This is a genomic window from Mesobacillus campisalis (genome assembly GCF_000986785.1).
GTDB lineage: Bacteria > Bacillota > Bacilli > Bacillales > Cytobacillaceae > Mesobacillus_B > Mesobacillus_B campisalis.
In genome coordinates this window covers 1-24,793 of record NZ_LAYY01000008.1, presented here as the reverse complement: position 1 = coordinate 24,793, position 24,793 = coordinate 1, and the positions used below count along the sequence as shown (strand labels likewise).

Annotated in this window: 21 protein-coding genes; 18 read left to right on the top strand and 3 right to left on the bottom strand. The window is 48.1% G+C overall.

The features are described from left to right. The first annotated feature begins 5 nt into the window (after window positions 1-5). The 12 genes from leuB (at window position 6) to WQ57_RS08705 (ending at window position 16,069) form a co-directional block, all read left to right on the top strand. On the top strand, window positions 6-1,118 hold the full coding sequence (leuB, locus tag WQ57_RS08765; protein ID WP_046523383.1) for a 3-isopropylmalate dehydrogenase: 1,113 nt from the start codon (window positions 6-8) through the stop codon (window positions 1,116-1,118). A gap of 17 nt (window positions 1,119-1,135) precedes the next feature. Beyond that, window positions 1,136-2,551: a 3-isopropylmalate dehydratase large subunit gene (gene leuC, locus WQ57_RS08760; protein WP_046523382.1), complete on the top strand. Its 1,416-nt coding sequence runs from the start codon at window positions 1,136-1,138 to the stop codon at window positions 2,549-2,551. Between the two features lie 36 nt (window positions 2,552-2,587). After that, a complete protein-coding gene (gene leuD, locus WQ57_RS08755; protein WP_046523381.1) occupies window positions 2,588-3,172 on the top strand; it encodes a 3-isopropylmalate dehydratase small subunit in 585 nt (194 codons plus the stop codon). A gap of 352 nt (window positions 3,173-3,524) precedes the next feature. Next, window positions 3,525-4,544 (top strand): tetratricopeptide repeat protein, encoded by a 1,020-nt coding sequence (locus WQ57_RS08745; protein ID WP_046523379.1) that lies wholly within the window; start codon window positions 3,525-3,527, stop codon window positions 4,542-4,544. Between the two features lie 155 nt (window positions 4,545-4,699). Further along, window positions 4,700-5,989 carry a trigger factor gene (tig, locus tag WQ57_RS08740; protein WP_046523378.1) on the top strand — a complete coding sequence of 430 codons (1,290 nt, stop codon included), beginning with the start codon at window positions 4,700-4,702 and terminating at the stop codon, window positions 5,987-5,989. A 349-nt stretch (window positions 5,990-6,338) separates the two neighbouring features. Next, window positions 6,339-7,604, top strand: a complete 1,266-nt coding sequence (gene clpX / locus WQ57_RS08735; RefSeq protein WP_046523377.1) for an ATP-dependent protease ATP-binding subunit ClpX — start codon at window positions 6,339-6,341, stop codon at window positions 7,602-7,604. A 249-nt stretch (window positions 7,605-7,853) separates the two neighbouring features. Continuing rightward, a complete protein-coding gene (lonB, locus tag WQ57_RS08730) occupies window positions 7,854-9,554 on the top strand; it encodes an ATP-dependent protease LonB (RefSeq protein ID WP_046523376.1) in 1,701 nt (566 codons plus the stop codon). 231 nt (window positions 9,555-9,785) lie between these two features. After that, complete coding sequence (gene lon / locus WQ57_RS08725; protein ID WP_046523375.1) at window positions 9,786-12,113, top strand: endopeptidase La; 2,328 nt, start codon at window positions 9,786-9,788, stop codon at window positions 12,111-12,113. Beyond that, window positions 12,110-12,697, top strand: a complete 588-nt coding sequence (gene yihA, locus WQ57_RS08720) for a ribosome biogenesis GTP-binding protein YihA/YsxC (protein ID WP_046523374.1) — start codon at window positions 12,110-12,112, stop codon at window positions 12,695-12,697. The genes lon and yihA overlap by 4 nt, the downstream gene beginning before the upstream one ends. A gap of 395 nt (window positions 12,698-13,092) precedes the next feature. Further along, complete coding sequence (locus WQ57_RS08715; RefSeq protein WP_046523373.1) at window positions 13,093-13,875, top strand: transporter substrate-binding domain-containing protein; 783 nt, start codon at window positions 13,093-13,095, stop codon at window positions 13,873-13,875. A 792-nt stretch (window positions 13,876-14,667) separates the two neighbouring features. Next, on the top strand, window positions 14,668-15,315 hold the full coding sequence (locus tag WQ57_RS08710; RefSeq protein ID WP_046523372.1) for an amino acid ABC transporter permease: 648 nt from the start codon (window positions 14,668-14,670) through the stop codon (window positions 15,313-15,315). A 31-nt stretch (window positions 15,316-15,346) separates the two neighbouring features. Beyond that, window positions 15,347-16,069 carry an amino acid ABC transporter ATP-binding protein gene (locus WQ57_RS08705; protein WP_173427544.1) on the top strand — a complete coding sequence of 241 codons (723 nt, stop codon included), beginning with the start codon at window positions 15,347-15,349 and terminating at the stop codon, window positions 16,067-16,069. A 64-nt stretch (window positions 16,070-16,133) separates the two neighbouring features. On the opposite strand, the gene WQ57_RS08700 is transcribed toward WQ57_RS08705, so the two are convergent. Further along, complete coding sequence (locus WQ57_RS08700) at window positions 16,134-16,616, bottom strand: LiaI-LiaF-like domain-containing protein (protein ID WP_046523370.1); 483 nt, start codon at window positions 16,614-16,616, stop codon at window positions 16,134-16,136. A 274-nt stretch (window positions 16,617-16,890) separates the two neighbouring features. Here WQ57_RS08700 and hemA point away from each other — a divergent pair, with 274 nt between their 5' ends. From hemA to hemL, 6 genes are read left to right on the top strand one after another with little or no spacing between them, the layout of a single operon-like run. Next, window positions 16,891-18,243: a glutamyl-tRNA reductase gene (gene hemA, locus WQ57_RS08695; RefSeq protein ID WP_046523369.1), complete on the top strand. Its 1,353-nt coding sequence runs from the start codon at window positions 16,891-16,893 to the stop codon at window positions 18,241-18,243. Between the two features lie 17 nt (window positions 18,244-18,260). Then, window positions 18,261-19,094: a cytochrome c biogenesis protein CcsA gene (gene ccsA, locus WQ57_RS08690; protein ID WP_046523368.1), complete on the top strand. Its 834-nt coding sequence runs from the start codon at window positions 18,261-18,263 to the stop codon at window positions 19,092-19,094. A 16-nt stretch (window positions 19,095-19,110) separates the two neighbouring features. Then, on the top strand, window positions 19,111-20,046 hold the full coding sequence (gene hemC / locus WQ57_RS08685) for a hydroxymethylbilane synthase (protein WP_046523367.1): 936 nt from the start codon (window positions 19,111-19,113) through the stop codon (window positions 20,044-20,046). Beyond that, window positions 20,043-20,825, top strand: coding sequence for a uroporphyrinogen-III synthase (locus tag WQ57_RS08680; protein WP_046523366.1), 783 nt, complete (start codon window positions 20,043-20,045; stop codon window positions 20,823-20,825). The genes hemC and WQ57_RS08680 overlap by 4 nt, the downstream gene beginning before the upstream one ends. Further along, the gene (hemB, locus tag WQ57_RS08675) at window positions 20,822-21,799 is read left to right on the top strand and encodes a porphobilinogen synthase (RefSeq protein WP_046523365.1); all 978 of its coding nucleotides are present in this window, start codon (window positions 20,822-20,824) and stop codon (window positions 21,797-21,799) included. The genes WQ57_RS08680 and hemB overlap by 4 nt, the downstream gene beginning before the upstream one ends. A gap of 35 nt (window positions 21,800-21,834) precedes the next feature. Beyond that, the gene (gene hemL, locus WQ57_RS08670) at window positions 21,835-23,124 is read left to right on the top strand and encodes a glutamate-1-semialdehyde 2,1-aminomutase (protein WP_046523364.1); all 1,290 of its coding nucleotides are present in this window, start codon (window positions 21,835-21,837) and stop codon (window positions 23,122-23,124) included. A 321-nt stretch (window positions 23,125-23,445) separates the two neighbouring features. Here the strand turns inward: hemL and WQ57_RS08665 are convergent, their stop codons facing one another. Both WQ57_RS08665 and WQ57_RS08660 read right to left on the bottom strand, forming a co-directional pair. Beyond that, window positions 23,446-24,381 (bottom strand): IS3 family transposase, encoded by a 936-nt coding sequence (locus WQ57_RS08665; RefSeq protein ID WP_046522973.1) that lies wholly within the window; start codon window positions 24,379-24,381, stop codon window positions 23,446-23,448. Between the two features lie 14 nt (window positions 24,382-24,395). Further along, window positions 24,396-24,710, bottom strand: a complete 315-nt coding sequence (locus WQ57_RS08660) for a helix-turn-helix domain-containing protein (RefSeq protein WP_046522972.1) — start codon at window positions 24,708-24,710, stop codon at window positions 24,396-24,398. Window positions 24,711-24,793 lie beyond the last annotated feature (83 nt).

Genomic DNA, 24,793 nt, shown 5'->3' with positions numbered 1-24,793 from the left:
AACTCATGAAAAAGACAATCGCAGTTCTGCCTGGAGACGGGATCGGCAAAGAAGTGACACAGGGTGCAGTCAGTGTGCTGCAGGCAGTGGGAGAACGTTTCGGGCACCAATTTACGTTCACATTTGCAAGCATTGGAGGAGGGGCGATCGATGCGCTCGGAACCCCGCTTCCTGACGAGACAATCGAAGTTTGCAAGAAAAGCGATGCTGTCCTCCTTGGTGCAGTAGGCGGTCCGAAATGGGATGGCCTTCCCGGGCATCTTCGTCCAGAAAAAGGACTTCTCCGCATCAGGAAAGAGTTGAACCTCTATGCCAATTTAAGGCCTGTAAGCTACTATGCCGCTACAGCCGAAACTTCCCCGCTGCGTCCGGAAATCATCGCCGGAGCTGACATGCTGGTCGTCAGGGAGCTTACTGGAGGACTTTACTTCGGAAAGCCTAGTGAACGGTCAACCAGGGACGGAGAAGAATCTGTTGTTGATACTCTTTTTTATAAAAAGAAAGAGATTGAAAGAGTCATCAGGCTGGCGTTCCAGCTTGCGGATACGCGCAGGAAGAAAGTCACTTCCGTCGATAAGGCCAATGTATTGGAATCAAGCCGTGTGTGGCGCGAAACAGCCGAAGAGATTGCGAGAGAATATCCGGAAGTCACGCTTGAGCACATGCTTGTTGACAATGCGGCCATGCAGCTGATTAAAAATCCTAAGCAATTTGATGTACTGGTCACCGAGAATATGTTTGGCGATATCCTGAGTGATGAAGCTTCCGTCCTGACCGGATCGCTTGGAATGCTCCCATCGGCAAGCATCTCGGAGGGAGGGCCATACCTGTATGAGCCTATCCATGGATCGGCGCCGGACATTGAAGGCAAAAATATCGCCAATCCAATCGCGATGATCCTTTCCGCCGCAATGATGCTTAGAACTTCATTCGGCCTTGAGGCAGAAGCGGAAGCGATTGAGAATGCAGTCGAGCAGGTTCTTGAGTCAGGCTTGAAAACCAGCGATATCGCATTAAATGGGCAAAAACCGATTGGCACGGCTGAAATGATCGAAGAAATCAAGGCAACCATCCTTGATAACCAGGCAATCTCAAACATTATGAGCTGCTACTCGTAAGAAAGGGAGGGTGAATCATGGGGAAAACGATTATCGAGAAACTTTGGGAAAATCATATTGTCCACCAGGAAGAGGGGAAGCCTGACCTTCTCTACATCGATTTGCATTTGGTGCACGAGGTAACTTCCCCCCAGGCTTTTTCGGGACTTAGGATGAAAAACAGGTCCGTCAGAAGGCCTGACAGGACATTTGCAACAGTCGACCACAACGTGCCGACTGTGAACCGCTTTACCATTACCGACCCTGTTGCCCAAAACCAAATGGAGACATTGCGGAAAAATTGTCAGGAATTCGGCATCACCCTTGCGGACATCGACAGCCCCGAACAGGGAATAGTCCACGTAATCGGTCCTGAATTGGGCCTGACGAAGCCGGGTATGACCATTGTCTGCGGCGACAGCCATACATCCACACACGGAGCTTTCGGTTCCCTGGCGTTCGGGATTGGCACCAGTGAAGTCGAACATGTCCTTGCTACACAGACACTTTGGCAGGCAAAACCAAAGACGCTGAAGGTGCAAATTGATGGCGAGCTGGGTGAAGGCGTGCTGGCCAAAGACGTAATTCTGTATGTGCTGGCAAAGCATGGCGTCAATTTCGGAACGGGCCATATTATTGAATACTGCGGCTCCGTAATTGAAAATATGACGATGGAAGAGCGGATGACAGTCTGCAACATGTCGATTGAAGGCGGTGCGAAAGCCGGCCTTGTTGCACCAGACGATACCACCATTGAATACCTTCGCGGCCGCAAATATGTTCCTGCCGGAGAGGAATTCGAAGCCCTTTCCACTCAATGGAAGAAGCTGGCTTCTGATGAAGATGCGGTCTATGATAAAGAAATCCATATTGATGGAAGCGAAATCGCTCCAATGGTCAGCTGGGGAACCAATCCAGGCCAGACAGCTCCGGTGACCGGAAGAGTTCCTTTCCTTAATGAATGCAAAACCGAGAACGATAAACGAGCTGTGGAGAGCGCTCTTGCGTACATGGGCTTTTCCGAGGGACAGAAGATCAGCGATATCGAGATCCAGAAGGTGTTCATCGGCTCATGCACAAATTCCCGTCTTGAGGATCTGCGCATGGCGGCAGAGATTGCCAAAGGCAGGAAGGTGCACAAGGGCGTCCAGGCGATTGTGGTGCCAGGCTCACAGGCTGTCAAAGTCCTTGCTGAAGCAGAAGGACTGGACCAAATATTCCTCGAAGCAGGCTTCGAATGGCGTGATTCAGGCTGCAGCATGTGCCTGAGCATGAACGCGGATGTGGTTCCAGCCGGAGAACATTGCGCTTCCACCTCGAACCGGAATTTTGAAGGCCGCCAGGGAGCTGGTGCTAGGACACATCTGGTCAGCCCGGCGATGGCAGCGGCCGCAGCGGTCCATGGCCGTTTCGTCGATGTGAGGAAACTGGAAGCCGCAGAGGCCGTCCATTAAGCATGGCAGACACGACCTGGAAAGGAGAAGATAGTTATGGCAGGACTTAAGACGTTTACCGGTAAAGCGGCTGGCATGGACAGAGTCAATGTCGATACCGACCAGATTATACCGAAGCAATTTTTAAAGCGGATTGAAAAAACAGGCTTTGGCCAATACCTCTTTTACGATTGGCGCTTCCTATCAGACGGCACACCTAATCCCGATTTCGAGCTGAATCAGCCGGAAAACGCAGGTGCGTCCATTCTTGTCGCCAATGAGAATTTCGGATGCGGCTCATCGCGCGAACACGCCCCATGGGCTTTGCTCGATTACGGCTTCAAAGTGGTCATTGCACCGTCTTTCGCCGATATTTTTCACCAGAACTGCCTGAAGAATGGAATGGTTCCGGTAAAATTGCAGGAAGCAGAAGTCCGTTACCTGCTGGAGCAGACCCAAAACCAGCCATACGAGCTGACCGTGTCGGTTGAAGACAGAACCGTGACCGATTCCAAAGGTTTCAAGGCGGAATTCCCGCTTTCTCCGTACTGGCAGACGATGCTGGTCAATGGCTGGGATGAAATCGAGCTAACGCTGCAGATGGAAGACAGTATCGTTAACTATGAAGAGAGTGCACGGTAAAAAAATCCACAGCTGAGTGCTGTGGATTTTTTGCGATGAATTTAAGGGGGGGCTCTGGCGTGGTTATATTCCAATTTGTATTATTTATTTTCCAGAAGCCAAGTTTTATTTTCCAATATCCCAATTTATTAGCCAAAAACCACAATTTATATTCCAATTTCGATGGTTTATTTGCCAAACACCAAATACTCCCAAACCCTTCCCCCATTTACCTGGTTAAAAGGCAGTCGTCCAACGCCCAACTGTGTTATCAGCGAATCTTTTTGAATTTCCACCATTTCGTGCTAAACTACGAAAAAAGCGGAAGGGTGCATTTGAAGCGCCACTCCGAACAAAAGGCAGGCAGAATGGCATGAAGAAACGGGATTTTAAAAAAGAAGATAATATTATTCTGTTTCCTGGCCTTGAAAGGCGCCTTATGGACAAGGGGCTGGAACTGCTGCATGCCAGGAAGTTCAGGCAGGCAGCGGAATTCCTCGAGCAGGCGGTGGCCATGGAGCATGATAATGCTGAAGCCCGCATCGGCCTTGTGGTAGCTTATTATGAGGCTGGACGGGTGAAAGAAGCAAAAAAGCTGGCGGCCGGGATGCTAAGGGACGGCGTTGGCGATTATATCCAGGTGATGGACCTTTACATCATGATCCTTGTTCAGCTAGGAGAATATGAAGAAATCATCACCACCATTGAAGCTCTTCTTGAAGGAAAACATGTGCCCACAGATAAGTTTGAACATTTTTCAAAGATGCTTCAGTTCAGCCGGAAAATGGCCGAAGGCAAAGCCGTGCCGGTGGAAAATGACGTTCCTGGACATTTAGAGCTAGAAAGGCTCCAGTTGTTTGAGTGCAGGGACCCGGACGAGCAGATGATGGTGGCGGCAAGGCTGGCCAATGAAAACATCCGCCCGCATCTTCCCGAAATAAAGAAGTATCTGGCTTCAGAAAGCGGCCATCCCTTCCTCAAGTCCATGCTCCTGAACATCCTGAAAGAGCAGGAGTATGAAGGAGAGCTGCAGGTTGAGAAATTCGGAAGAACGGTAAGCTTTATACCGGCCAGGCTGCCAGATGTACATGAGATGATGATGAGTGATGTCTTTAAGCTTTTGGAGGATAAGTTTGAAAACGATGATCCCGTCTTTCTTGAAAACATTAAAGGGATGGCAGAACGTAATTTCTTTCTGCTCTACCCCTTTGACCCTGAACCGAATAACCCTCTGGCCTGGGCAGGAGCGTATGATTATCTGGGGAAGTCCTACTATGGCCATGAATGGACGCTTGAGCAGTATATCGAAGAAAACGGCGGGGATGAAGAGGGAATCAGGGAAGCCGTGGAAGCCATCAGGAAGATAGAAGAAATTTCTTACCCGATAATCTAGACAGGCTGTTGAAACAAAATAATCCTGTGGTATAATGTAGTGGTTGTATTATGTAAAAATCAATCTATTTTACATTTAACTGGAATATTGCTTGCGCGTTCAAGACATATTCATCGCCGAATGAACATGATAATAGATTTGTTGGAGGGAACTGTATGTCTGCAAAATGGGAAAAACTCGAAGGGAACCAAGGGGTTCTTACAATTGAAGTAGATGCAGAAAAAGTAAACGAAGGTTTAGAAGCTGCATTCAAAAAGGTCGTTAAAACAATTAACGTTCCTGGTTTCCGTAAAGGGAAAATGCCTCGCCAAATGTTCGAAAAGCGTTTTGGTGTAGAAGCTCTTTATCAGGATGCCATTGATATCCTTCTTCCGGAAGCATATGCGAACGCAATCGACGAAACTGGCATCTTCCCGGTTGACCGTCCTGAAATCGATGTAGAGCAAATCGAAAAAGGCAAGAGCCTGATCGTTAAAGCGACTGTAACCGTTAAGCCGGAAGTGAAGCTTGGCGAATACAAAGGCCTTGAAGTCGAAGCTTTCGATACAGAAGTAACGGACGAAGAAGTGGAAGCTGAATTGAAGTCCCTTCAGGAGCGCAACGCTGAGCTTGTTGTCAAAGAAGAAGGCAAAGCGGAAAACGGCGACACTGTTGTCCTTGATTTTGAAGGATTTGTTGACGGAGAAGCATTCGAAGGCGGCAAAGCGGAAAACTATTCTCTTGAACTTGGATCCGGAAGCTTCATTCCTGGATTTGAAGAGCAGCTTGTAGGCATCGCTACAGGCGAAGAAAAAGAAGTGGAAGTTACTTTCCCTGAAGAGTACCATGCTGCTGAATTGGCAGGAAAGCCTGCGGTCTTCAAAGTGAAAGTCCATGAAATCAAAGGCAAGGAACTTCCTGAACTTGACGACGAGTTCGCAAAGGATGTCGATGAAGAAGTCGAAACTCTTGAAGCATTGAAAGAAAAAACAAAGAACCGCCTGAAGCATGACAAAGAGCATCAAAAAGAGCATCATGTACAGGACACTGTTGTTGAAAAAGCGGCAGCTAACTCAGAAATCGATATTCCTGAAGTGATGATCGAGAACGAAATCGACCGCATGATGAGCGAGTTCGAACAGCGCCTGCAAATGCAAGGCATGAATCTTGACCTTTACTTCCAGTTCTCTGGCCAGGACCAGTCAGCACTGCGCGAGCAGATGAAGGAAGATGCTGAAAGCCGCGTTCGTGTGAACCTGACTCTTGAAGCCATTGCAGAAGCGGAAAACATCACTGTTTCCGAAGAAGATGTGAATGCCGAGCTTGAAAAGATGGCTGAACAGTACAACATGACTGTTGATCAAATCAAAGCAGCTCTTGGCGGAAACATCGAAGGAATCCAGGGCGACCTTAAAATGAAAAAAGCAGTCGAATTCCTTGTGGAAAACAGCAAAACTGTTGCATAATATAGATAATGGTATAAGAAACAAGGCGCGAATTATTCGTGCCTTGTTTTGTACCATTTCAGCCTTTTTTTTTACATAATAAAGGAAGGGTTTGCGGATGCCCGTTCCGAATTTAAATGGTAAATGGCAAACAGCCGGTTGAAGCAGCGTTTTTTTGGTTATGCTGAGTTGGGTACATATCTTTTGGCGGATCACAATTTTTCAGGCGAGAGTTTTCATTTCCTGTCTTTTGGGGAAATGTGTTACAATGCAATACATACTTGATTTACCATTCGTTTACAAGTAACCACTAAATGTTTGCTTTTGATCCGCAGCTTTATATATTGCTTTTTCTCAAGGGGTGAAGAATTTGTTTAAATTTAATGATGAAAAAGGACAACTCAAATGTTCTTTCTGCGGCAAGACCCAGGATCAAGTCCGCAAACTTGTTGCTGGACCAGGTGTATATATATGTGATGAGTGCATCGAATTATGTACCGAGATCGTGGAGGAAGAGCTGGGCACCGAGGAAGAAGTCGAGTTCAAGGATGTGCCAAAACCGAGGGAAATCCGTGAAATCCTTGACGAGTATGTGATTGGGCAGGACCAGGCAAAGAAAAATCTTTCTGTTGCTGTCTATAACCACTACAAGCGCATCAATTCCAACAGCAAGATTGACGATGTTGAGCTTGCGAAAAGTAATATCTGCATGATCGGGCCTACTGGTAGCGGGAAGACGCTCCTTGCCCAGACGCTTGCAAGAATCCTGAATGTACCATTTGCCATTGCGGATGCTACATCACTTACGGAAGCCGGTTATGTTGGGGAAGACGTTGAAAACATTCTTCTCAAACTGATCCAGGCTGCTGATTATGATGTGGAGAAGGCTGAAAAAGGGATTATCTACATCGATGAAATCGATAAAATTGCCCGGAAGTCCGAAAATCCATCGATCACAAGAGATGTTTCCGGTGAAGGCGTCCAGCAGGCGCTGCTAAAAATCCTTGAAGGTACGGTTGCAAGTGTGCCGCCTCAGGGTGGAAGAAAGCATCCGCACCAGGAATTCATCCAGATTGATACAGCCAATATCCTGTTCATTTGCGGCGGAGCCTTCGATGGCATTGAATCCATCATCAAGCGCCGTCTTGGCCAAAAGGTCATTGGCTTCGGTTCCGACACAAAGGAAAAGGACATCGACCAAAAGGAATTGCTTTCCAAGGTACTTCCTGAAGATTTGCTGAGATTCGGACTGATTCCGGAATTCATCGGCCGTCTTCCTGTCATTGCGAGCCTTGCCCAATTGGATGAGGAAGCGCTTGTCGAGATTCTTACCAAGCCGAAAAATGCATTGGTGAAGCAGTATCAGAAGATGCTCGAGCTAGACAATGTCGAACTTGAATTCGAAGATGACGCGCTGAGGGAAATCGCGAAAAAGGCCATCGAGCGCAAGACTGGTGCCCGCGGCCTGCGTTCCATCATCGAAGGTATCATGCTTGATGTCATGTTTGACCTTCCTTCCCGCGATGACATTGTCAAATGTGTCATCACCCAGGAAACGGTGGAGCAGCTGAGCGCACCAAAGCTTGTCCTTGAAGATGGGACCGTTGAAGAAAAGGGAGAGCGCAATTCTGCGTGACTTCCATAATAGAAAAGCCCGGCAGATTCTGCCGGGCTTTTTGATGCGGCGATGCTGCTGACATCCTTGTTAACGGCCCAATGAATTCCCCCCCGGTGCCCTTCAATTTTCAATATTATTCTCCTATAAGTATGTTTTCCCACCTCTCATTCCGGACTTTATTTTTGCCGGAAATTGTTGTTTATTCCAGCTTGATGGAGGGGATACTAGGGTAAAGTGAAGAGTACTAATGATCAGGAGGGAATTCGATTGAGTTGGACGGGGATTGCCTTATTTGTACAGCTTTTTTTTGGGATCATCATCGGGCTGTATTTTTGGAACCTATTGAAAAATCAGCGAACACAAAAAGTATCGATAGACCGTGAATCAAAAAAAGAAATGGAACAGCTGAAAAAGATGCGATCAATCTCTCTCAGTGAACCACTTTCCGAAAGGGTCCGGCCATCCACTTTTAAGGATATTGTCGGACAGGAGGATGGCATTAAAGCCCTGAAGGCGGCCCTTTGCGGACCAAACCCTCAGCATGTGATTATCTACGGACCTCCCGGCGTCGGAAAAACAGCCGCAGCAAGGCTGGTGCTTGAAGAAGCCAAGAAAAATGAAAAGTCCCCATTTAAAAAGACATCTGTTTTTGTTGAATTGGACGCCACTACCGCCCGGTTCGATGAACGTGGGATTGCCGACCCTTTAATCGGTTCGGTTCATGACCCGATTTATCAGGGAGCAGGGGCCATGGGGCAAGCCGGAATTCCCCAGCCTAAACAGGGTGCTGTCACCAATGCGCATGGCGGCGTGCTGTTCATCGATGAAATCGGGGAATTGCATCCCATCCAGATGAACAAATTGCTGAAAGTCCTCGAGGACCGGAAAGTGTATTTGGAAAGTGCCTATTACAGTGAAGAAAACCAGCAGATTCCTACCCATATCCATGATATTTTTAAAAATGGGCTGCCGGCAGATTTCCGCCTGGTTGGTGCCACTACAAGAACTCCCAATGAGATACCGCCAGCTATCCGCTCCCGCTGCATGGAGGTGTTCTTCCGGGAACTATCTCAGGAAGAGATTGCCGAAGTGGCAAAGAATGCCGCTGCCAAGGTAAATCTCAAATTGGGTGATGAAGCAGTGGAAATTCTCTCTTCGTATTGCCGAAACGGGCGTGAAGCCGTCAACATGGTTCAAATTGCCGCAGGCCTGGCCATTACAGAAGGCCGCGACTATATCAAACCTGAAGAAGTCGAATGGGTCGTCCATTCAAGCCAGCTTACCCCAAGAATGGAACGGAAAATCAATGACCGGGCGGCAGTTGGCCTGATTAACGGTCTGGCCGTATACGGTCCCAACACCGGCGCCCTCCTGGAAATTGAAGTTACAGCGATTGAGGCCAAGGAAAAAGGCAGCATCAATATTACCGGAATCGTCGAGGAAGAAAGCATTGGCGGGCAAGGAAAATCGATCAGACGTAAAAGCATGGCGCGTGGCTCGATCGAAAATGTCGTCACCGTCCTTCGTTCGATGGGGGTGCCAGCTGATAAATTTGATATCCACGTCAACTTCCCAGGAGGAATCCCGATTGATGGTCCATCTGCGGGAATCGCGATGGCGACCGGCATTTACTCGGCTGTCTACAAAATCCCAACCGACCATACAGTTGCGATGACAGGCGAGATCAGCATCCATGGAAACGTCAAGCCTGTAGGCGGGGTGTATGCCAAGGTAAAAGCCGCACAAAAAGCCGGAGCGAAAAAAGCGATCATTCCTATTGAGAATAACCAAACCATCCTGAAAGAGATTACTGGAATTGAAATTATACCAGTAAGCCATTTGAACGAAGTATTCGATATTGCCCTGCTGAAGGACCATGCCTCCAGTGAACAGCTGATCGCAGCCGCTCCTGACAATACCGGAAGCCAAATCCTTTCGGCGGATATGAACAAAAAGGAAAGCGTGTAGGAAAAACTCCGTCCATTTGTGTAATGGCGGAGTTTCTCTATTTATGGATAAAGGCCGGAGTCACAAAACAAACAACATATTTTCCGTTTTTTTTACGATACTAAACAAGATTCCATTTGTCTGTCTTTGTACCGCAGCGAGCCCATCGCATTAGACACTAGAAGGCAAATGCGTTAGAATTGAACAAAGAATAATTGTACAACTTTTGTTTACATGTGGAGGTGTAAAGACATGGGTGATAACAATGAGCTAACCGTTCCACTATTGCCGCTCAGGGGCCTTTTGGTGTATCCGACGATGGTCCTTCATCTTGATGTCGGCCGTGATAAATCTGTACAGGCGCTTGAGAAGGCGATGGTTGATGACCATTTGATCTTTCTCACAACGCAAAAGGATATTTCGATAGATGAACCGTCAGAGGACGATCTTTATCATATGGGAACGCTGACAAAGGTTAAGCAAATGCTGAAGCTGCCCAACGGCACGATCCGGGTGCTTGTGGAGGGGCTTCAGCGTGCGGAGATTGTTGAGTTCATGGACAGGGAAGACCATTTTGCAGCCAGCCTGAAAACCTATGAAGAAGGCCGGGCGAAGGATGTGGAAGATGAAGCGCTGATGAGGACGATGCTTCAGTATTTTGAGCAGTACATAAAGATGTCCAAGAAAATCTCTGCCGAAACGTACTCATCCGTAGCAGACATTGAAGAACCAGGCCGCATGGCTGACATCATTTCCTCGCATCTGCCGCTGAAGCTGAAAGAGAAGCAGGAAATCCTGGAAACGCTCGATGAAAAAGAGAGAATGAACCGGATAATTGAAATCATTCATAATGAAAAAGAAGTCCTGAACCTTGAAAAGAAAATCGGCCAGCGTGTAAAGCGCTCAATGGAGAGGACCCAAAAGGAGTATTACCTTCGTGAACAGCTGAAAGCCATCCAGAAGGAGCTCGGTGACAAGGAAGGGAAAACGGGTGAAGTCAAGGAGCTTACCGACAAGATTGAGCTTGCGGGGATGCCGGACCATGTCAAGGAAACGGCTTTAAAGGAATTGGAGCGCTACGAGAAAGTGCCTTCCACTTCCGCTGAAAGTGCGGTCATCCGCAATTATATCGACTGGCTCGTGTCGCTTCCATGGACAAAGGCAACCGAAGATGACTTGAATATCCGCAAAGCGGAGCAGATTTTGAACGAGGAACATTACGGACTTGAAAAGGTAAAAGAGCGGGTATTGGAATACCTTGCTGTCCAGCAGCTGACCAATTCCCTGAAAGGGCCGATCCTTTGCCTTGCAGGACCTCCGGGAGTCGGAAAAACGAGCCTTGCGAAATCAATTGCAAAATCGCTGAACAGGAACTTTGTCCGCATCTCTCTTGGCGGCGTCAGGGATGAATCGGAAATCCGCGGACACCGCCGCACGTATGTCGGCGCGATGCCGGGCCGGATTATCCAGGGCATGAAGAAGGCTGGCACCATCAATCCAGTCTTCCTGCTTGATGAAATCGACAAGATGTCCAGCGACTTCAGGGGCGACCCGTCTTCTGCGATGCTCGAAGTTCTCGACCCTGAACAGAACCACAATTTCAGCGATCATTACATCGAGGAAACCTATGACCTTTCCAAGGTTATGTTCATTGCGACGGCCAACAACCTGAGCACCGTTCCAGGACCATTGCTCGACAGGATGGAAATCATTACGATTGCGGGCTATACCGAGCTTGAAAAGCTTCATATCGCAAAGGATCATTTGCTGCCGCGCCAGGTCAGGGACCATGGCCTGAGCAAATCACAACTGCAGATCCGCGATGATGCGTTCCTGCAAATCATCCGCCACTATACGCGGGAAGCCGGTGTGCGGTCGCTTGAGCGCCAGCTTGCCTCCATATGCAGGAAAACCGCCAGGATCATTGTGTCGGAAGAGAAAAAGCGCGTCGTCATCAATGATAAGAATGTCGTCGACTTCCTGGGCAAGCCGAAATTCCGCTACGGCGAAGCCGAAATGGAAGACCAGATTGGAGTAGCGACAGGTCTTGCCTATACGACGGTAGGAGGGGACACTCTCCAGATTGAGGTCTCGCTTTCAGCCGGGAAAGGCAAGCTTGTCCTCACCGGAAAACTGGGCGATGTCATGAAGGAATCGGCCCAGGCGGCGTTCAGCTATGTCCGCTCCAAGGCTAAGGAACTAGGAATTGACGAGGATTTCCATGAGAAGCTGGACATCCATATCCATGTTCCGGAAGGCGCGACGCCAAAAGACGGCCCTTCAGCCGGAATCACCATTGCGACAGCCCTGGTTTCCGCACTGTCGGGACGGCCAATCCGCCGCGAAGTGGGGATGACAGGAGAAATCACGCTTCGGGGCCGGGTTCTGCCAATCGGCGGGCTCAAAGAAAAAACATTAAGTGCGCACAGGGCGGGATTGACGAAAATCATCCTACCAAAAGATAACGAGAAAGACATTGATGATATTCCGGAAAGCGTCCGGAATGCTCTGCAATTTGTCCTTGTATCCCATGTCGATGAAGTTCTAAGCCATGCCCTTGCCGAGGGAGTTAATTCATGAAAGTAACATCTGCAGATATTGTCATCAGTGCGGTAAGGCCCAGCCAGTATCCGGAAGGGGCCTTGCCGGAGTTTGCTCTAGCCGGCCGTTCCAACGTCGGCAAGTCTTCATTTATCAATAAAATGCTCAACCGCAAGGCCCTTGCCCGGACGTCTTCCAAGCCAGGGAAAACACAAACCCTGAATTTTTTCATCATCAATGAAATCCTCTATTTTGTTGATGTTCCCGGCTATGGCTATGCCAAGGTATCCAAGACGGAACGCGCCGCATGGGGCAAGATGATCGAAACATATATTACCAGCAGGGAACAGCTCAAGGCCGTCCTCCTGATTGTCGACCTTAGGCATCCGCCTTCTGCCGATGATAAAATGATGTATGATTTCCTCAAGCATTATCATATTCCGGTCATTGTCATCGCCACAAAGGCAGACAAAATCCCGAAATCAAAATGGCAAAAGCATTTGAAAATTGTCAAGGAAACACTTGAGTTCGATCCTGATGATGCCATCGTCCTGTTCTCATCGGAAACAGGCGAAGGGAAAGACAAAGCCTGGAGCATCATTCAAGCCTATATGAATAAATGACGAAAAACCTGGTGCCTTGGGCATCAGGTTTCTTTGTTTTGGGCGTTGTGCACGCCAGGATGCCAAGTGAATTGGAAACTTAATGTTTAAGCGCTTCCAGGTGAGGGTATGTACTAATGACGGGTGACTGCCCATTCCCGGAAGAGCTTTTGTACAGAACCCGGGGGCGTAAAGAGGCTGACTATACATAATTATTAGCGAAATATGGGGAATTGGCAGGATACTCGGGCATCTAGCCGTTATTTTAAGCATCCGCCAGGTCAACCGGCCTGACCGGGGAGGATTCCTCCATAAAGCGAATAGTCGGAAAATACGGGTTTTGAGACTATTCTGCAGACATGCTAGGCTAGAATGGAAGACTAATTTTAGAGAGAAGGAAAGAGGGGGTTGATCAAGTGAGGAAATACGTCAAGGGATTAATAGGGGTGCTTCTCGTTGCACTTTTGGCAGCCTGCGGTTCTGATGAGGCTTCAAGCGACGGCATGAAGTTGGCGGATGAAGGCAAATTTACATTTGCGGCATCCGGCGAATTCAAGCCGTTCAGCTACATGAATGAAGATGGTACAATGACCGGCTTTGATATTGAGGTGGGCGAAGCAGTGGCAAAGGAACTGGGGCTTGAGCCTGAACAGAAAAAGTTCAAATTTGGCGGCATTGTGGAAGGTGTCAAGGCAGGCCGTTTTGATGCAGCGGTAGCCAGCCATACGATTACAGAAGAACGATTGCAAGCAGTGGACTTTTCCGTACCATACTACTTTTCCGGGCCGCAAATATTTGTCCGCCCTGACAGCGATGTCGAAACCCTTGCCGATCTAGAGGGCAAAGTGATTGCTGTTTCAAAAGGATCTACATATGCCACAACGGCAGCAGAAGTAACAGACAACGTAATACTGCTGGACAGTGACGTCACAGCGCTTGAAGCATTGAGCAAAGGAAAGCATGATGCGGTTATTACCGACTTCGTAACCGGCAAGGAAGCCATCGGGGCCGGCATGAAGGTTGAAGGCAAAGAGCTGCTTGGACGCAGCGAACAGGCGATTGCCGTAGCAAAAGACAATGAGGAGTTGCTGAATAAAATCAATGAAGCATTGGAAAAGCTCCACGAAAACGGAACATTGACAGAGATCAGCGAGAAGTACATCGGTGAAGACATTACAAAGGATCCTGAGAAGGAATAACACCCTGGGCGAATGTGCACAAGCTGTACATTCGCCTTTTGTGTGCCTCCTCAGTGCCCGAAATCTGCAGGTTATTGGGAAAAAGGTAACTGACGGGGTCTCTCAGTGCCCGAAAATTGCGGATCAGAGGGAAAGAGGTAACTGACGGCGGGTCTCAGTACCCAAAATTTACTGGTCCGGCGAAAAACGGTAACTGACGAGGTCTCTCAGTGCCCGAAAATTGCAGGTCTGGCGAAAAACGGTAACTGACAGGGTCCCTCAGTGCCCAAAATTTGCAGGCCAGACGAAAAAAGGTAACTGACGAGGTCTCTCAGTACCCGAAATTTGCTGGGCAGAGGAAAAAAGGTAACTGACGGGTTCTCTCAGTGCCCGGAAATTCCGTGCCAGACGAAAAAAGGTAACTGACGGGTTCTCTCAGTGCCCGAAAATTGCGGATCAGGCGAAAAAAGGTAACTGACGGGTTCTCTCAGTACCCGAAATTTGCGGGGCAGGCGAAAAACGGTAACTGACAGGGTCCCTCAGACCCGAAAATTGCGGATCAGGCGAAAAAAGGTAACTGACGGGTTCTCTCAGTACCCAAAAATTGCCGGGCAGGCGAAAAAAGGTAACTGACAGGGTCCCTCAGTGCCCGAAAATTGCAGGCCAGACGAAAAAAGGTAACTGACGAGGTCTCTCAGTGCCAAAAATTTGCGGCGCAGACGAAAAAGGTAACTGACGGCGCGCCTCAGTGCCCAAAAATAAAGTGTTCAAATGAGATACGCGCTTACGCTTTTTTAATAGGAGGGGAAGTCATTGGATTGGATTTCAAAGTTTATAGATAGTTATCCCGTTTTTCTTAAAGGGATGCTGCTGACGTTTCAATTGACGGTAGTAGCCATATTGATTGGTATAGTTATAGGCCTATTTTTCGCCTTTTTAAAAATATCCGGCGTCAAAATCCTCGAGTGGATTGCCGACCTATACATATTTCTCGTTCGCGGAACGCCGCTGGTTGTGCAGATCTTCGTTTTCTATTATGGGCTTACAGCCTTCAACATGTCCCAATTCTGGGCCGTCGTCCTCGGTCTCGCTTTCCATAACGGTGCGTACATTGCGGAAATCTTCCGCGGGGCGATCCAGTCGATTGACAAAGGACAGATGGAGGCAGGCCGTTCCCTGGGAATGACAACAGGATTGACCTACCGCAGGATCATCCTTCCGCAGGCATTGAGAAGAGCAATGCCGCCGCTAGGCAACCAGTTTATTATCGCAATCAAGGATTCCTCCCTGGCTGCTTTTATCGGCATGTACGAATTGTTCAATGTCGCGACAACATACGGCTCAAATTCTTTCGATTATATGAGCTACCTGTTGATCGTCGCCGTCTACTATTTGATTCTTGTGTTTATTTTCACCATGCTCGTCCGTTTCGTTGAAAAGCGGATGTCACTGAGCGATTAGGAGAGGAGGAAGCAGCTTGAGCAGTTCTGTTATGGTAAAAGTGGAAAAATTGAATAAATCCTTTGGTGATTTGCATGTCTTGAAGGACATTGATATTACGGTAAAGGAAAGCGATGTGGTCTGTCTCATAGGAGCAAGCGGATCGGGGAAAAGCACCATTCTCCGCTGCCTGAACTTCCTGGAGATAAAAGACAGCGGAAATATCATCATCGGCGGCGAGAAAGTCGAGCCGGGAACACATGATATTAACGATATCCGCGCCAGGGTCGGAATGGTATTCCAGCATTTTCACCTTTTCCCCCATATGACAGTCATTGAGAATATCGTGGAAGCGCCAATGCATGTAAAAAAGGTGCCTAAAGAACAGGCTTATCAACAAGCCAAGGAACTATTGAAAAAAGTCGGCCTGAGCGATAAGGAAAATGTCTATCCGGGAAAATTGTCGGGAGGGCAAAAGCAGCGGGTGGCAATTGCCAGGGCTCTGGCCATGAAGCCTGAGGTGATGCTGTTTGACGAGCCGACCTCGGCGCTTGATCCAGAGCTGGTAGGAGAGGTACTCACCACAATGAAAGAGCTAGCCGACGAAGGAATGACAATGGTCGTCGTCACGCACGAAATGGGCTTTGCTAAAGAAGTGGCCGACTGGGTTGTTTACATGCACGGCGGCCGTATCGTCGAAGCAGGACCGCCTGAAGAAGTGTTCAATAATCCAAAAGAACAGCGGACGAAAGAATTTTTGGATTCGGTTTTATAATAAAAGACGAAGCCGGCTGCCACAGCTGACATGAAAAAGACAGGGCATAACGCCCTGTCTTTTTTCACCTCTTCTTCATAAGAAGATAGACTCCTATTAAAATGAGCGCCGCAGGCCAAAAGTTCAGGAAAGAAGCGAAACGGCTCTCCAAAAGTCCCAGCCAGCTTGCAATGCTGTCATAAAAAAGCAGCAGGGCGGCAACGATAAGGAAAAGGATTCCATATGCCAGTCCGTTCCCGCTCTTTTGATAGCGCAGCAGGAATCCAAGGGCAATGATTAAAATAAAGGCACCGAGGTGGTCGGGCCATACTGCGAGCCGGCCGACCACATGAAAGTGGATCCCCAGCCCAAAAAGGATCACTCCTGGCAAAATGGAGTCGAAGTCCCGGCCCCAATAGCCCTGAACCAGGAAAGCCAATCCGATGATAGCCATAAGCGTCGGCCACGTATTAAACTGCTGGAATAGGACAATGTTTGCCTGGTTCAGATAAAAATAAATTCCATATCCAATTAGGATAATGCCTGGTATCAGAGAAGTTTTCTTCATATTCCTACCTTTCCAGTAAGGCTTACTTGAATTAATGCCGAATTTTTGATACTGTACATAGGGAGAAAGTAACCATTACACACACTTTATATTTAACCAGATGGTCCGCCAGGCTGGCAATTGGTTTTTAGTTTTGGACATGCCGCCTTTTTAAAAAGGTGTTTGCTTAATCTTTTCGATAGATGTTCACATTTATTAAAAATCTATTAAATTTTTGGGTGTTATAATGGCGTTAGCTGTAATGTGATTTTTGTTTGGAGGTGTCATTTTACTTATGCATACAATAGTTGTTGGCCTTAATTACCGTACTGCTCCTGTCGAGATCAGGGAAAGGTTGACATTCAACGAGGCAAATCTAAAGAATGCAATGCAGACGCTTCAAAACAAGAAGAGCATTCTTGAAAATGTCATTATATCCACCTGTAACCGTACGGAGATATACGCCGTTGTGGACCAGATCCACACAGGACGTTACTATATAAAAGAATTTTTATCGGAATGGTTCAATATTGATCAGAATGAGTTTTCGCCATTCCTATTTGTCTATGAAGAGGATGGAGCTGTTGACCATTTGTTCAAAGTGGCCTGCGGATTGGACTCCATGGTACTTGGGGAAACGCAGATCCTTGGACAAGTCCGGTCAAGCTTCCTGATGGCCCAGGAGGAAAAGGCAACAGGAACAGTGTTCAACCATCTTTTCAAACAGGCTGTTACGGTCGCAAAGCGCGCCCATTCCGAGACGGATATCGGTGCCAACGCGGTTTCCGTCAGCTATGCTGCTGTTGAGCTGGCAAAGAAAATCTTCGGTTCGCTCGATAACAAGCATGTGCTTATTCTTGGAGCAGGGAAGATGGGCGAGCTCGCCATCCAGAACCTTCACTCCAATGGGGCCAGGAAGGTTACAGTCATCAACCGCACCTATCAAAAAGCGGAAGACCTCGCCAGCCGGTTTGCAGGCGAAGCCCGGACTCTGAAAGAATTGCAATGTGCCCTTGTGGAAGCGGATATCCTCATCTCATCCACAGGAGCCAAAGAGTTTGTCGTCACGAAGGAAATGATGGACATTGTCTCCAAGGTGCGCAAAGGCAAGCCGCTGTTCATGGTGGATATTGCCGTGCCGCGCGACCTTGACCCGGCGATCGCTTCAGTCGAGAATGTCTTCCTTTATGATATCGATGACCTGGAGGGAATTGTCGAAGCCAATCTTCAGGAACGCAAAAAAGCCGGGGAGAAAATCATGCTGATGATCGAAGAGGAAATGGTCCTATTCAAGCAATGGCTGAACACCCTTGGTGTTGTGCCTGTGATTTCAGCACTCAGGGTCAAGGCGCATGAGATCCAGCAGGAAACAATGAACAGCATTGGGCGCAAGCTCCCGCATCTTTCCGAACGCGATATCAAAGTGCTCAACAAGCACACAAAGAGCATCATCAACCAGCTTCTGAAAGACCCAATCCTTCAGGCAAAGGAGCTGTCTTCACAGCGTGACGCTGAAGAAGCGCTGGATCTTTTTGTGAAAATTTTCAATATCGAACAGCTCGTAGCTGAACAAAAAGGATTGAAACCAGCCGAATCAAAGCAGGCCGATATACACGTTAAAGTGCCTCAGGCATCCTTTCAATCGTAAGTGAGGTTAAAAGGCAAATGTCAGACCTTTTTATGACCCGACTGCATGAGCTGACGATTGTGATTTATGCGGCAAGCGTGCTTTTATATTTTATGGACTTCCTTAACAGTAACCGGAAGGTAAACAAAATTGCCTTCTGGTTACTTGCATTTGTATGGGTTTTGCAAACGCTCTTCCTGTTTTTGCACATGAGGGAAACAGGCCGCTTTCCGGTTCTGACCCTGTTCGAAGGGCTTTATTTTTACGCCTGGGTGCTTGTCAGCCTTTCGCTGGCCATCAACAGGATTCTGAAAGTGGATTTCATTGTCTTTTTCACCAATGTCCTTGGTTTTATCATCATGTGCATCCATACATTTGCCCCGGCATACTTTGAATCCAATCCGATGTCGGAGCAGCTTGTTTCAGAGCTGCTGCTGATCCATATTACCATGGCCATTCTTTCCTATGGGGCGTTTTCCATTTCCTTTGTGCTGTCGCTTTTATACCTGCTTCAGTATGAGCTCCTGAAAAGGAAAAAGTGGGGGAAGATGCTCCGGCGGATTGCCGACCTTCATAAATTGGAGCATTTATCTTATGTTCTGAACGTCATTGGGTTTCCGATGCTGCTTTTAAGCCTGATTCTTGGGCTGCAGTGGGCCTGGATCAAGGTTCCGGACATGGCCTGGAATGATTCCAAGGTGATTGGCTCGTTCATCGTGCTGGCTGTGTACGGCGTTTATCTTTACTCAAGGGTCGGCCGGAATTTACATGGGAAGTCGCTTGCGCTTTGGAACGCAGCTTCATTTTTAATTGTACTTATCAACTTTTTCTTATTTGGCAGATTTTCATCATTCCATTTCTGGTATCAGTAACAAGGAGGGCACTTCATTGAGAAAAATCATTGTAGGATCTAGACGGAGCAAGCTGGCGTTGACGCAGACAAACTGGGTCATCAGCCAATTGAAGGCATTGGGAGCCCCTTTCGAATTCGAAGTAGAGGAGATTGTAACCAAAGGGGACAAAATCCTTGATGTCACGTTATCGAAAGTGGGAGGCAAAGGACTGTTCGTAAAGGAAATCGAGCAAGCCATGTTTGATAAAAGGATCGATATGGCTGTCCACAGCATGAAGGATATGCCTGCCGTCCTGCCTGAAGGGCTTGTAATCGGCTCAATCCCCGAGCGTGAAGACCACCGCGATGTCCTCATCTCAAAAGGCGGCAAAGGCCTGGGCGAGCTTGAGAGCGGCGCGGTTGTCGGCACAAGCAGCCTGCGCCGGAGCGCCCAGCTTTTATCAAGGCGTCCCGACCTTGAAATCAAATGGATCCGCGGTAATATTGATACTAGAATCGAAAAGCTTAACTCCGGCGAGTATGATGGCATCATCCTGGCAGCGGCAGGATTGAAGCGCATGGGATGGGCTGCTGAAACCGTGTCCGAGTTCATTGATCCGGATATCTGCGTCCCGGCTGTCGGCCAGGGGGCGCTCGCTATCGAATGCCGCGAGAGTGACAAAGAGCTTCTTGAATGGCTGGGGAAATTCACCTGCCAGAAAACCGAAGCGGCCGTCAATGCTGAACGGGCCTTCCTTGCCAAAATGGAAGGCGGCTGCCAGGTGCCGATTGCCGGCTTTGCCGAAACAAAAGACAATGATGAAATCGTGCTGACTGTGCTTGTAGGATCCCCGGATGGGAACGTGATTTATAAAGATATGGTCACAGGAAGCAATCCGCACGAACTCGGAGAGCTTGCTGCTGACAGGCTGACCTCAATGGGAGCGAAAGAATTGATCGACCAGGTCAAAGAGGAGCTTGACTCGGAATGATTCCTCCCCTTCCGCTGCAAAATAAACAGGTAATGATCCCAAGAGGAGAAAAACAGGCGCAATCCTTTTCTCAATTGGTAAAAAAGCTAGGAGGGAATCCGGTGGCGGTCCCTCTGATTGCTTTCCGTCCTGTTGCTGCATCTGAAGAACTGGCTGCCGCTTTGAGGCGGCTGGATACATATGACTGGATTATATTTACAAGCAATGTTACGGTTGAGACGTTCTTTTCCTATTACAAGAAAAGGCACCCTTTTCCGAAAGTGGCTGTCATTGGGTCAAAAACGCGGGAGGTACTGGAGGGCTTTGGCATCCAGGCGGATTTTATGCCTGATGAGTACGTGGCCGAAGGTTTCGTGCGCGAATTTGCTCCATTTGTAAGGAAAGGAATGACCGTGCTGATTCCAAAAGGAAATCTGGCAAGGGAATATATCTCTTCCTCGCTGCGTCAACAAGGTGCGGTGGTAGATGAGCTGATTATTTACGAGACCTATATGCCGAAAGAGAGCGCCACCAAGCTGGCAGAGCTGCTGAACAGCAGGAAACTGGACATTCTCGCTTTCACAAGTCCGTCCACCATCGACCATTTTATGGATACAGTTCGGGCCTACGGCCTTGAAAGCAAAATTGAAAATTCCATTGTCGCCTGCATCGGACCGGTTTCGAGGCAGAGAGCTGAGCAGCATGGCCTTAAAGTCCATGCCTGCCCTCGCAAATATACCGTTGAAGATATGATGGAAAGCGTCATTGAATACATACACAGACAGGAGGAGCGGAAATGAAACATCTCCAATTTGCACGGCACCGCCGTTTGCGCAGCAGTGCACCCCTAAGATCGATGGTAAGAGAGAACCATCTTCGTACAGAAGATTTAATCTATCCTCTGTTTATTTTGGAAGGTGAAAATAAACGGAATGAAGTAAGGTCCATGCCGGGTGTCTATCAGCTCACAATGGACAACCTTAAAGCCGAAATGGATGAAATTGCAGAACTGGGCATTCCGTCCGTCCTGTTATTCGGTGTTCCGGAGGAAAAGGATGAGTGCGGGTCCCAGGCCTACCATGACCACGGAATCGTCCAGGTGGCCACACGCTTCATCAAGGAAAACTATCCGGAAATCGTCGTCATTGCCGACACTTGCCTTTGTGAATATACAAGCCACGGACATTGCGGGCTGATTGAAAATGGCGATGTGCATAATGACTCCTCTCTCGAGCTGCTTGTCAAAACAGCGGTAAGCCAGGCGGAGGCCGGAGCCGATATTATCGCTCCATCCAATATGATGGACGGCTTTGTGGCGGCCATCCGCGAGGGTCTCGATGAGGCTGGCTATGAAAATATCCCGATCATGTCCTATGGAGTAAAATATGCTTCCGCTTTCTACGGCCCATTCCGTGATGCTGCCGACAGCACGCCACAGTTCGGGGACCGCAAGACATACCAGATGGATCCTGCCAACCGGTTTGAAGCGCTGCGTGAAGCAGAATCCGATATAGACGAAGGCGCAGACTTCATGATTGTGAAGCCCGGAATGCCTTATCTGGATATCGTCCGCGATGTGAAAAACAACTTCAATCTTCCTGTTGTGATCTACAACGTCAGCGGCGAGTATTCGATGGTGAAAGCGGCTGCTGCGAATGGCTGGATTGATGAGCAAAGAATCGTCATGGAAATGCTTACTGGCATGAAGCGCGCCGGAGCCGACCTGATCATTACGTACCATGCGAAAGATGCAGCCCGCTGGCTGAAGGAATAATCATTTACTCTATCAAACCTATGAGGAGGATTTTGATGCGCTCTTACGATAAATCAGCTGCAGCGTTTGAACAAGCAAAAAAAGTGTTGCCCGGCGGCGTAAACAGTCCGGTACGCGCTTTTAAATCGGTCAATATGGATCCGATTTTCATGGAGAGAGGCAAAGGCTCCAAAATCTACGATATTGATGGCAATGAATATATTGACTATGTTCTCTCATGGGGACCATTAATTCTTGGGCATTCCAATGACTCTGTCGTGGAAGCCATTAAGAAAGTAGCCGAAATGGGAACCAGCTTTGGTGCTCCGACTGAATTGGAAACCAAAATGGCCGAGCTTGTCATCGAGCGTGTACCGTCGATTGAAGTGGTCAGGATGGTTTCCTCCGGTACCGAAGCAACGATGAGCGCCCTTCGCCTTGCGCGCGGCTATACAGGCCGGAATAAAATCGTAAAATTTGAAGGCTGCTACCATGGCCACGGAGATTCCCTGCTGATAAAAGCGGGTTCCGGCGTTGCCACACTCGGTCTGCCTGACAGCCCGGGCGTGCCGGAAAGCATTGCCAAAAACACGATTACCGTCCCTTACAATGACCTCGAAAGCGTCAAATACGCGTTTGAACAGTTTGGCGATGATATTGCCTGTGTGATCGTTGAACCAGTTGCCGGTAATATGGGGGTTGTTCCGCCGCAGCCTGGCTTCCTGGAGGGCTTGCGTGAAATGGCAACCCAATACGGTTCATTGCTGATTTTTGACGAGGTTATGACCGGCTTCCGGGTCGGCTACAACTGTGCCCAGGGCCACTTTAATGTCACTCCTGACCTTACCTGCCTTGGCAAGGTAATCGGCGGCGGCCTGCCGGTTGGAGCATATGGCGGAAAAGCGGAAATCATGCAGCAGATCGCTCCAAGCGGACCAATCTACCAGGCCGGGACACTTTCCGGAAACCCGCTGGCGATGACAGCAGGATATGAAACATTAAGGCAGCTGACTCCGGAAACATACGATGAATTCAAGAAGAAGGGTGATATGCTGGAATCAGGCATCACCGCAGCGGCTGAAAAGCACGGCATACCGGTTTCCTTCAACCGCGCCGGCTCGATGATAGGATTCTTCTTCACCGACAAGGAAGTCATTAATTATGATGTAGCGAAAACATCCAATCTTGATTATTTTGCGGCCTACTACCGTGAAATGGCCAACGAAGGAGTCTTCCTGCCGCCTTCCCAGTTTGAAGGACTGTTCCTGAGCACCGAGCACAGCGACGAAGACATCCAGAAGACCATTGAGGCAGCCGAAAAGGCATTTTCAAGGCTGAAAGGCTAAATAAAAGATGAACCCGCTTTTTCCCGATGTGATGGGAGGAAGCGGGTTTTTTTGTGTGATTCGAGGCAAAAGCTGAGGCAAAAAAGTCATATTTAAAAGACGATCATCTTCGACTGCGGAAAAACATTACATATCGGCATCCTGGTTGTCCAAAAAATAGTTTTTTCATCGGGATTTGAGGTATTGCATCAAAAACGGTTTGACCCCCTAATTACTGACACCTGCTTCACCATTCTCGCTCTATCATAGTTTTTTATTTTTTATTTTCCTTCTTCACTTTCGTTCGTAAAAGATAAGTGAAGAAGGGTGTTTTTTTGCTATTTATAGACTGATAGCCATTTCTTCTGGAAACCCAATATCCTTGTACTTTTCATAAAATTTGGCCGGAGACATACGCCCCAGACTGCCATGGTATCTTCTCTCATTGTAGAACTCCATGTACTCATCAATGCGGTAATATGCCTCTTCAAAATATTCGAATGTGAAACGCCTGAAGAGATCACGTTCCAGGTTGCTGTGGAACGACTCGATAAATGCATTATAATTAGGTGACCTAGGAGGAATCCTCTCGTGAAAGATTTTATTCTCTTCGCAGAATTCACCAAAGTGGTTACTTACGAACTGAGGGCCGTTATCGGTACGAAGGACGATACAGTGCCCATCCTGCTCCTCTGGGGCCTTCAGACCTCTCCTGATAATGGCCTCCTTAAGCATTCCGGTTATGTCCTTCGCCTGGCATTTAGAGCCTCTGTAATAACCTACAATACGCCTATCAAACACATCGATGGCGCTTGCGATAAAGAAAAACCTTCGGCTTCCTTCAATTGACCCATATTTAATATCCAGTTGCCAATGCTGGTTCGGAGCTGTGACTAGTCGATTCCTGACAAGACGTCTGGGATACTTCGGGCTGCCTGTCCGGTGGGGAAGGAGAATTCCCAATTTGCCACATAGTCTAGCCACCTTTTTGTGGTTGATTCTAAGTTTGTGATGCTCCCTCAGATATTCTGTAAGATTCTTAACGCCGTAAGTCGCCCCATCTCCCTCAATCGCCTCCATGAGGAACTCCTCTATCTGTTCGTCTGAGATAATAATTCCTGCTTCAGTTACTGAGTAACCTGGGATTGGACGGCCCCTTTTTCCCTTGGTTACGATCTCTTCGTCGCTCCCCGCATGATAATAATATAAAGACCGATTTACTCCAGCTGCCTCTGCCAATTTAGTAATCGCAAACCCCTCCTCTGCCCATAACCTTATCTCTTCAAGGACCGTCAGGGCCGGGATTGGCTTTTTTTTAATAAATTCCTAAGCATAGCGACTTCAAGTTCTTTTTCACCAAGCAGTTTCATTGCCTGTTCGTATTTCGCCTTTAACTCTTCTTTCGTAGGTTCTATAGATAGTACCGCTGAGGCAGGGTCCTCCATCTGTCCTCTTACTTCATCTTCATATTCCTGAATCCACCTATTAAGAGTAGTACGATCGATACCTGCATGACGGGCAATAGAGGAATAATTCCCCGACTCAAGAGCTAGTCTGACATAGTTTTTTTTGACTTCCTCAAGAGCTGGTATTTTTCTGTTTGCCATTCTTCTCTCCCCCTAACTTCTTTTGATTTTCTTGACCCTAGTGTACTGTTTCTCTCAAGTAGGTGTCCAAAAGAATTAGGGGG